Origin of the sequence: Acinetobacter sp. A1 (genome assembly GCF_012371315.1) — a bacterium.
In the GTDB taxonomy this organism is placed as follows: Bacteria; Pseudomonadota; Gammaproteobacteria; order Pseudomonadales; family Moraxellaceae; genus Acinetobacter.
The window spans coordinates 23,746-32,654 of the sequence record NZ_JAAZQY010000029.1; the positions used below are offsets into that span (position 1 = coordinate 23,746).

Annotated in this window: 10 protein-coding genes and 1 pseudogene; 8 read left to right on the forward strand and 3 right to left on the reverse strand. The window is 43.5% G+C overall.

Translation table 11 applies throughout. The features are described 5' to 3' along the window. Positions 1 to 3: 3 nt before the first annotated feature. The 8 genes from HHA41_RS10245 to yjgA all read left to right on the forward strand — a co-directional run bounded on the left by HHA41_RS10245 (position 4) and on the right by yjgA (position 5,898). A complete protein-coding gene (locus tag HHA41_RS10245) occupies positions 4 to 438 on the forward strand; it encodes a ComEA family DNA-binding protein (RefSeq protein WP_168461621.1) in 435 nt (144 codons plus the stop codon). A gap of 131 nt (positions 439 to 569) precedes the next feature. Then, entirely contained in the window at positions 570 to 2,030 is a 1,461-nt protein-coding gene (gene pcnB / locus HHA41_RS10250; RefSeq protein WP_168461623.1) for a polynucleotide adenylyltransferase PcnB, read from the forward strand. Beyond that, the gene (folK, locus tag HHA41_RS10255; protein WP_168461625.1) at positions 2,027 to 2,515 is read left to right on the forward strand and encodes a 2-amino-4-hydroxy-6-hydroxymethyldihydropteridine diphosphokinase; all 489 of its coding nucleotides are present in this window, start codon (positions 2,027 to 2,029) and stop codon (positions 2,513 to 2,515) included. Before pcnB ends, folK begins: the two co-directional genes overlap by 4 nt. 48 nt (positions 2,516 to 2,563) lie before the next feature. After that, complete coding sequence (gene panB, locus HHA41_RS10260; RefSeq protein WP_168418442.1) at positions 2,564 to 3,373, forward strand: 3-methyl-2-oxobutanoate hydroxymethyltransferase; 810 nt, start codon at positions 2,564 to 2,566, stop codon at positions 3,371 to 3,373. Between the two features lies 1 nt (position 3,374). Beyond that, entirely contained in the window at positions 3,375 to 4,220 is an 846-nt protein-coding gene (panC, locus tag HHA41_RS10265) for a pantoate--beta-alanine ligase (protein WP_168461627.1), read from the forward strand. A 24-nt stretch (positions 4,221 to 4,244) separates the two neighbouring features. Continuing rightward, positions 4,245 to 5,096: an RNase adapter RapZ gene (gene rapZ / locus HHA41_RS10270; protein WP_168418444.1), complete on the forward strand. Its 852-nt coding sequence runs from the start codon at positions 4,245 to 4,247 to the stop codon at positions 5,094 to 5,096. After that, entirely contained in the window at positions 5,093 to 5,362 is a 270-nt protein-coding gene (locus HHA41_RS10275; protein ID WP_026438354.1) for an HPr family phosphocarrier protein, read from the forward strand. The genes rapZ and HHA41_RS10275 overlap by 4 nt, the downstream gene beginning before the upstream one ends. A gap of 2 nt (positions 5,363 to 5,364) precedes the next feature. Further along, complete coding sequence (yjgA, locus tag HHA41_RS10280; RefSeq protein WP_168418445.1) at positions 5,365 to 5,898, forward strand: ribosome biogenesis factor YjgA; 534 nt, start codon at positions 5,365 to 5,367, stop codon at positions 5,896 to 5,898. 155 nt (positions 5,899 to 6,053) lie between these two features. Here yjgA and HHA41_RS10285 read toward each other — a convergent pair whose 3' ends face one another. From HHA41_RS10285 to HHA41_RS13130, 3 genes and pseudogenes are all read right to left on the reverse strand, one after another. Next, positions 6,054 to 7,700 (reverse strand): acyl-CoA synthetase, encoded by a 1,647-nt coding sequence (locus HHA41_RS10285; protein ID WP_168461629.1) that lies wholly within the window; start codon positions 7,698 to 7,700, stop codon positions 6,054 to 6,056. Between the two features lie 181 nt (positions 7,701 to 7,881). Then, the gene (locus HHA41_RS13245) at positions 7,882 to 8,322 is read right to left on the reverse strand and encodes a helix-turn-helix transcriptional regulator (RefSeq protein WP_354667276.1); all 441 of its coding nucleotides are present in this window, start codon (positions 8,320 to 8,322) and stop codon (positions 7,882 to 7,884) included. Then, positions 8,296 to 8,805: pseudogene (locus tag HHA41_RS13130) on the reverse strand (AraC family transcriptional regulator); the annotation flags it as partial. The gene HHA41_RS13245 and the pseudogene HHA41_RS13130, both read right to left, overlap by 27 nt. Positions 8,806 to 8,909: the final 104 nt, after the last annotated feature.

Below are 8,909 nucleotides of genomic sequence, written 5' to 3' on the forward strand. Positions count from 1 at the left end.
TGTATGTATATACCACGCATATTGGGTTTGAGTTGGGTAGATTTCAAATTTACAGTCCTTGGGTTATGGGCAGTGTTGCTGTGTGGAATCAGTCTTCCCACAACGGCACAGCAGTTCGACCAAAATTATTTAAAATGGAAAGCGCAGCAAGAAGCGCAAGATCAGCGTTTGACTGCAAAGCAAACGCCTGCTGCCACATCACAATATTATTTAGCACGTCCGACGCAACAAGTAAGTTCTAGTGTGCAGCAAGTCCGTTTGAACAGTGCGTCCCTAGAGCAATTGCAACAATTGTTTGGGATTGGCTTGAAAAAGGCTGAAGCGATAGTGGAATATCGTAAACAAAAGGGACAGTTTCAAAGTATCGAAGAGTTACAGCAGGTCAAAGGCATTGGCCCTGCATTATTTGCCAAAAATAAACACAAACTGGCGCTGTAGTGGCCAAGGGCAGATGTAAATTCTGTGCTTTGTAAAATTAGCGTGTGAATCAAATTGCCCTTTGATTGTGATAGAGATATGATTAGCGACATCTTATATATTTTACGTTCAGACGTAGGAGACAGCGTCTTTTGCAAACTTTGCGCGCGTCAAAATGTGGTTTATCTACCGCTCAATTACCTTCTTCCATTTTAGATGTTTTAGATGCTTTAACTAAAGCAGGCTATGAAGCCTATATTGTAGGCGGTGGAGTTCGTGACTTAATGTTGGGGCTGAATCCTAAGGATTTTGATGCCGTGACCAATGCCACACCATCACAAGTGAAAGAGGTTTTCGGACGACGTTGCCGAATTATTGGACGACGTTTTGAGCTGGCGCATGTCTACGCAGGACGTGAACTGATTGAAGTAGCGACTTTCCGTGCGCCACCCAAAAAAGCTGTGACTTCTGCCGCAGGCATGATTCTTCGCGACAATAACTGGGGTACAATCGAGCAAGATTTTGCCCGTCGTGATTTTTCAATCAACGCATTGTATTACCAGCCCCGCAAAGGCATAGTGCTGGATTTTTGCAATGCCGTAGATGATATTAAGCATAAAAACTTACGTTTATTGGGTGATCCAACCCTACGTTTTGAAGAAGACCCTGTGCGTATGCTGCGGACTTTGCGCTTCGCTGCTAAATTGAACTTCAATATTGATCCAAAAATTCTAAAAATTTTTACGCCTGAAATGACGCAATTATTGCGTGATGTTTCACCCCACCGTTTGTATGATGAGTCGCAAAAGCTCTTTACGATGGGGCATCTAAACAAAGTTTTACCAATGTTGATTGATTTCGGAATTTGGCGTCAGTTATTTGCCGATATTAAACCTGACATTAATCCGTTTATTGAACGTGCTGCAAAAAATACAGATCAACGTATTGCCATTGGCAAAACGATTAATCCTGCATTTTTCTATGCAGTGCTGTTGTGGCAACCATTTTTAGAGCGTTGTGACTTTTATTTATCTAAAGGTGTAGTTGCAGCCGAAGCACGTGCACAGGCAGGTTTAGATGTGCTGAAACGTCAAGCAACACGTACCATCATTCCACGTTTTGCTGAAACTTTTATTCGTGAAGTATGGGAAATGCAAACCCGCTTGTTGCAACCTAAGCCACAGCAGATCGAAGCCTTATCGGGACATGCGCGTTTCCGAGCAGGTTTTGACTTCTTGTTATTGCGAGAAAAATCAGGCGATAGCTCAACCCTAGGCATGGGCCAATGGTGGGATGCCTATCAGCTCATGAGCACCGATGAAAAAGAACGTGCGATTGCTCAATACAACCGGTCACGTGCTAAGAGCCGCCGTAAAGCAGCGCCTGAGCCTGTTGAGGTGTTAGCTCAGCAGATTGATCATCAAATTGAGCCTTTGGTGAATGAGCCTGAGCCACGCAGCCGTCGTGCGCGTAAAGCCAAGCAATATGAAGAAAATCGTGCTCAACGTTCTGCAAGCACTCATGAGTCTGGTATTGCTGCAGATCATCCAATTTTAAAACGTAAACGTGTACAACGTGATTTAAGCCAAGTGATTTTTGGGCCTACACAATGAGCAACATCACCTATATTGGTTTAGGCAGTAATTTGGGCGACTCTCGTCAAATTTTAGCCGATGCTGTACAAAAACTGGCAACTTTGGGTGCTGTGCAGACCTCAAAGCTGTACCAAAGTCCACCCATGGGGCCACAAGATCAGCCAAACTATTTAAATGCCGTAGTGCGTTTGGAAACAGAACTTGAACCTCTAGCGTTGTTGGATGAGTTACAGCGTTTTGAACAGGAGTCGGGTCGGGTGCGGTTACGTCATTGGGGTGAGCGCACGCTAGATTTAGATTTATTGATTTATGGCGATGCCACGATTGAAAATGAACGTTTGACTGTACCGCATGTGGGTGTGTTAGAGCGTGATTTTGTCGTCATCCCATTGTTAGATTTAGATGCTAATTTAAGCGTCAAAGGACAAGCTTTAAAACATTTGGCATTGCTTGAACATCCGAACTTAACAGTTGCGGATGCAGGGGATTGGGCAGGGCTGTAAAGTTTTAAATTAAGCATGAGTAATGCTTTTCCATAGAGGAATATTTTCATGATTAGTCTAAGTGACCTAAGAAAATTTAAAGCGGAAGGTCGCAAATTCTCCTGCCTGACTTGCTATGACGCAAGCATGGCAAAGGCAATGGAAGTTGCCGAAATTGACACAATTTTAATTGGTGATTCTTTGGGCATGTCAATTCAGGGACGTGACTCGACTTTGCCTGTGACTGTGGCCGATATGGCTTATCACACCGCTGCGGTACGCCGTGGCAATCAGCATGCTTTTATTCTGACAGACCTGCCATTTATGAGTTATGCCACCTTAAATGATGCACTGCAAAGCTCGAAAGAAGTCATGCAGGCAGGTGCGCAAATGGTCAAAATGGAAGGCGGTGCATGGCTCAGTGAAACCGTTGCAACATTAACCCGTAACGGTATTCCAGTGTGTGTGCATTTGGGTTTGACACCGCAATCGGTGCATGTGTTTGGTGGCTACAAGTTGCAAGCGCGTACCCGTGAAGCGGCAGACAAGCTGATTGCAGACTGTAAAGCGGTGGTGGATGCAGGTGCGGCAATTTTATTGCTGGAATGTGTACCTGCACAGCTAGGTCAGGAAATTTCAGAGCTATTCCCTGAAATTCCTGTGATTGGCATTGGTGCTGGTGCAGCAACCGATGGTCAAGTCTTGGTGGTACAAGACATGCTAGGGCTTACCTTTGGTCGCATGGCAAAATTTGTTCGTAACTTTATGAAAGAACAAGCGGGTGAAACTGCTATTTTAGATGCATTTAAAGCCTATCATGCCGCAGTACAAGATGGCTCTTTCCCTGCACGTGAACATACTTTCCAAGTTGAGTTGTAATATGAAAACCGAAACCACAATTCAAGGCTTAGCAGCATCTTTACAGCCTGCACGTGCTGCGCGTAAAACCATTGGTTTTGTGCCAACCATGGGAAATTTGCACGAAGGGCACTTAACTTTGGTGCGTGAAGCGAAAAAAATATGTGATTTGGTGGTGGTCAGTATTTTTGTGAATCCAATTCAATTTGGTCCAAATGAAGACTTTGACAGTTATCCACGGACTTTAGATCAGGACAGCCAACTGTTGGCAGATGTTGGTTGTGACATTATTTTTGCGCCTTCTGTGGAGCAAATGTATGGCAATAAGCCACGTTTGACCAATATTTCTGTTAGCGATATTACTGCAGATTTGTGTGGCTTACAGCGCCCGGGTCATTTTGATGGGGTCGCAGTCGTAGTGACCAAATTGTTTAATATGGTGCAGCCAAACTATGCTTTCTTTGGCGAAAAAGACTATCAACAATTGGCGGTGATTCGTCAGTTTGTGCGTGATTTAAACATTCCGCTTGAAGTGATTGGTGTACCCATTGTACGCGCAGCAGATGGCTTGGCGCTCAGTTCGCGTAATGGCTATTTGAGTGCAGAACAGCGTCAAATTGCGCCGACGATTTATCAAAGTCTAAAAGCAGCAGAACAGGCGTTACAGCAAGGCGAAAGCTTGTCACAAGTGTTAGCGAATATTAAGACCACATTGACAGCTGCGGGCTTTGTTGTGGACTATGTAGAAGCACGTACAACAGAATTGCAAAAAATTGAAGCATTTAGTGAAGATGTTGTGCTATTCGTTGCTGCAAAACTGGGCAATACACGTTTAATTGACAATTTGCAGGTCAAACATTCTGCATAGTTCGCAATATAAGGGTTGCATGCCATGAAACGTATTTTGATCGTCACAGGTCAATCGGGTTCAGGAAAATCTTCGGCATTACAGGTGTTGGAAGATTTAGGTTATTACTGTATTGATAATTTACCCTTGGCATTGCTCCCAGAAATTGTAGACAAACTGGATCAGGAAAATAATTTAGAGCAGTTGGCGTTGGGGGTGGATGTACGCAGTACCCGTGCCGACTTGCAAGAGTTTGATCTGGTATTTGAACAACTGCAGAAGCATGGATCGGTAGATATTATTTATCTGACCACGCAGGATCAGGAACTGATTGCCCGCTTTAGTGCATCACGCCGTCCGCATCCATTGTCGAGTCGATTTAAAAGCTTAAATGAATGTATCCAAGAAGAAAAAACCTTGTTGATGCCTATTCAGTTTCGCTCGACTGTGCATATAGATACTACCGATAAAAGCGTGCATGACCTAAAGCATGTATTGCTGTCTAAACTTGGGCAAAGCGATCATTTAATTGTGATTTTACAGTCCTTTGGTTATAAGCACGGCATTCCGCTAGATGCCGACTATGTTTTTGACGTACGGCATTTACCCAACCCGCATTGGGATTTAGAGCTGCGAAAACATTCAGGTTTAGATGCACCCGTGCAGGAGTTTTTGCAACAAAGCCCGCAAACTCATGAAATGTTTAAAGACATTTATCAGTTTTTAGAAAAATGGTTGCCTGCTTTTGCCGAAGGGCATCGTCACTACATCACCATTTCTATTGGCTGTACTGGTGGGCAACATCGTTCTGTTTATATCGTAGATAGACTAAAAAAAGCACTTGAGGCAAAATGGTCTATACAAGTCTTACACCGAGAAATGAAGCACTGGTCATGATTGACACAACTGTTGACGTAATTAATAAACTAGGTTTACATGCACGGGCATCTGGGAAACTGATAGAAGTGACCACCAAATTCCGTTCGTCAATCCAAATTGGCAAAGGCGACAAGTTGGTCGATGCCAAAAATATTATGTCCTTGCTCATGCTGGGTGCAGGCAAGGGAACTACTTTACGCTTGGTGATTGATGGGGCAGATGAAGAAAAAGCTTTATCTGACATTCAAGCACTATTTGCAGCAAAATTTTACGAGGCAGATTAATCGTGGCACGTCGACCGCAACGTTTTACTGAAGATGACTTTGAATCTTTAGAAGGGCGTGCAAGTAAAACCGAACAGAAAAAAGCCGTACAGCGTATGGCTGCTCTGGGCGAACAATTGGCGCAGTTAAGCACCAAACAAATTCAGAAACTTCCTGTAGAAGAGCGTTTAATTGACGCTTTGCTGGAATTGCAAGGTATCACTTCACATGAAGCACGCCGTCGTCAGTGTCAGCGTATTGGTAAACTGCTACGCAATGAAAATGAAACGGTGATTTTGTCGTATTTGACGCCACAACAAGGCGCAAAGAAAACCGCGCAGTTACAGCGTTGGGTGGAGCGTATTATTAAAGATGGTGACCCTGTCATCAATGATTTTAGTAAAACCTACAAAGCTGCAGAACGTCATACGTTGCGTCAGCATCTGTTGCGTATTCACCGTGATATGAAACAGGAAGTACCTGAAGAGGAATTAGAGGCGTCTAAACTCAAGTTATTCAACTATGTACAACAGGTTGCGCTCTTGTCTGAAAGTTAAGTCAAATTAAGTTGAGTTAGAGCAAATCAGAAGATGGTTGTAGATTAACTCATTTGACAATCAAAAAACGACTCCAAGATGAGTCGTTTTTTATTTGGATTTATGATGAGGATGAATAGTTGGTACATCCTCATAGTTTTAGATTAAATTTAGCCTTAACCAAACTCACCGACTGAACGCTCTTTGGCCCACTCACGCAATACAAACTTTTGTAATTTGCCTGTAGAGGTTTTTGGAATTTCAGTAATCACCACATCTTTTGGTACTTTAAAGCGTGCTAAGTGCTGGCTGCAATAGGCAATGATTTCTTCAGGGCTGGCCTGTTTACCGTCTTTGAGTTCAATGAAGGCACATGGGACTTCCTGCCAGCGCGGGTCAGGTTTTGCTACCACTGCAGCAGTTAGCACGGCAGGGTGTTGATACAGGACTTCTTCAACTTCCAGTGACGAAATATTTTCGCCCCCTGAAATGATCACGTCTTTAGAGCGGTCAGTAATTTTGGCGTAGCCGTCGGGTTGGCATACGGCTAAATCACCCGTATGGAACCAACCACCTGCAAATGCTTCTGCGGTAGCTTCTGGGTTTTTCAAATAGCCTTTCATCACGATATTGCCACGGAACATAATTTCGCCCATGGTCTTACCGTCTTTGGGTACAGGTTGCATAGTTTCAGGGTCAAGAACTTTCATGCCATCCTGCAATGGATATGGCACACCCTGACGTGAATGTAACTGTGCTTGTTCCTGAATAGACAAGTCGCTCCAACCTGCTTGAGAAGCACAGAGTGCAGATGGGCCATAAGTTTCAGTCAGGCCATAAACGTGAGTGACATTAATGCCAATATTGCGCATGCCTTCAATAATTGCGGCTGGTGGTGCAGCACCTGCTACCATGACTTCTACACGGTGCTCAAACTGGGTCTTTTTCTCTTCTGGGGTGTTAATTAACATCGATAAGACAATTGGTGCGCCGCAGAAATAATCGACTTTGCGTTCTGCAATCAGTTTGAAAATCAGTTCAGGGTCGACTTTACGCAAGCAGATATTGGTACCACCATTAGCGGCCATGGTCCACGCAAAACACCAGCCGTTACAGTGGAATAAAGGCAGTGTCCATAAGTATTTGGCACGTGGTGTCATGCCACAGGCAATAATATTACTTGCTGCATTAATATATGCACCACGATGATGGTAAACCACGCCTTTTGGGTTGCCTGTGGTGCCTGATGTGTAATTTAGACTAATCGCATCCCATTCATCTTGCGGTAAATGCCATTCAAAATTCGGATCACCCGCTGCGAGCCATGTTTCGTATTCAATTTGTCCAATGCTGATTGCATTGGCAGCATGTTCGTATTCTGCGTCGCTGACATCAATGACGTAAATTTCATGCGTGACCATTGCCAAGGCTTCTTGCGCCAAGGCTGCAAATTCAGGGTCAACCAAAAGTACTTTCGATTCTGCATGATCAAGCATAAATGCCAGTGTTTTGGCATCTAAGCGGGTATTTAAAGTATTTAACACCGCCCCCGCCATAGGTACGGCAAAATGTGCCTCTAGCATGGCCGGAACATTCGGCAGCAGCACCGAAACAGTATCGTTTTTGCTAATGCCTAATTGTTGAAGTTGATGGGCAAATTGGCAGCAGCGCAAATATGTTTCACGCCATGTGATTTGGCGAGAACCATGAATAATCGCATTTTGGTGTGGGTAAATATAAGCCGCCCGTTCCAAGTAACGTAAAGGGGACAAGGCTACAAAATTGGCGGGTGTACGCGGTAATTCATCGTATGCGCTGACCATTGTTATTCTCCATATATGTCGTTATTTTATCCAATTTAAAAAGATAGGGATTTTATGGCAGCTTTGCAGTTATGCTTTAGTCGAAATCCTGTTGTTTTTATTTTTGTTCGCTTGTAAGTCGGTTTAAATAATGAGTGAAGTAAAATTTAACTTTTTGTTTTTCTTTAAGAATAATCAGTGTTTATGGTGTGATCTGATTTTTATACAGTGAAGGGCTGAGTCCTGTCCATCGTTTAAAGGCACGTCTAAATTCACGCAATTCACTAAAGCCCAGTTGCTGACTGACTTCACTAATGGAAAGGGATTGTTGTAGCAGTTGTTTGGCTTTATTTTCTAAAACACGTTGTCTTAAATTTTGGAAACTACAGCCCTCAGCTGAAAGCTGTCTGCGCAAATGTCTTTCACTCATTTGAAAATGCTGCGCTGCTTGCGTCATATCAAAATGCTGCGGTAAATGCTGCTCAATCAGATAACTTAGTACATGTGCATATTGCTGCTGATTAATCGCCTGCATATCTTGCAATGCCATTTGGCAGACACGCATAGCGGTGCTGTAGTTGGCAGCACTTGCGGTTTTAATGTTGCGGGTAAAAATTTCAGGACGAAATACCAGTGCATTCATGTGTGATGAAAAATGCAAAGGACATTGATAATGTGCGTGATAAGCATCTAAATGCGCAGGTTTGGCAAAACTAAAATGTACTTCGAGCAAATCTTGATGATCCCCCAACATCACATCTAAACAGCTAATAATACTGGACAGGGCTTCATCGCAGAAAAAGCGCAACAACTGACCTGTAGGGTAGCGCTCTTTGATGACTAACATGGGATGGTTAGAGGAAAAATCATAATCCAAGTCCATTACGCTGCCTGAAATTGGATGGTATTGTAGTCCTGTCTGTAGCGCTTCGACAATATTTTGACTCGAGATCATGGCAAAACCTAGCATGCCCATGGAAATCAGCCCTTTGTCACGTCCAATCTCTAAGCCCAAATGCTCGCATTGGGTGTCTTGTAGCACACGTGTTGCAACCTTACAAATGTCTTGAAATGAAATAAAACCATGACCTTGATCAATCTGAGTTACATCTAAGGCTAGGCCTTCAAACCAATGCTGATATGTAAGCTGCTGCTGTTCCTTAAAATGTAGTCAAACATAGTCAAGGACTAATTCGCACTCTGTTAATGTCTTGTTGCCAAGCGTGTAAC

Bases quoted from the DNA above. Each gene is read 5' to 3' on its own strand.
- HHA41_RS10285 (WP_168461629.1), bottom strand. From the start codon at position 7,700: ATGGTCAGCGCATACGATGAATTACCGCGTACACCCGCCAATTTTGTA.
- panC (WP_168461627.1), top strand. From the start codon at position 3,375: ATGAAAACCGAAACCACAATTCAAGGCTTAGCAGCATCTTTACAGCCT.
- folK (WP_168461625.1), top strand. From the start codon at position 2,027: ATGAGCAACATCACCTATATTGGTTTAGGCAGTAATTTGGGCGACTCT.
- rapZ (WP_168418444.1), top strand. From the start codon at position 4,245: ATGAAACGTATTTTGATCGTCACAGGTCAATCGGGTTCAGGAAAATCT.
- panB (WP_168418442.1), top strand. From the start codon at position 2,564: ATGATTAGTCTAAGTGACCTAAGAAAATTTAAAGCGGAAGGTCGCAAA.
- HHA41_RS10245 (WP_168461621.1), top strand. From the start codon at position 4: ATGTATATACCACGCATATTGGGTTTGAGTTGGGTAGATTTCAAATTT.
- HHA41_RS10275 (WP_026438354.1), top strand. From the start codon at position 5,093: ATGATTGACACAACTGTTGACGTAATTAATAAACTAGGTTTACATGCA.
- HHA41_RS13245 (WP_354667276.1), bottom strand. From the start codon at position 8,322: ATGAATGCACTGGTATTTCGTCCTGAAATTTTTACCCGCAACATTAAA.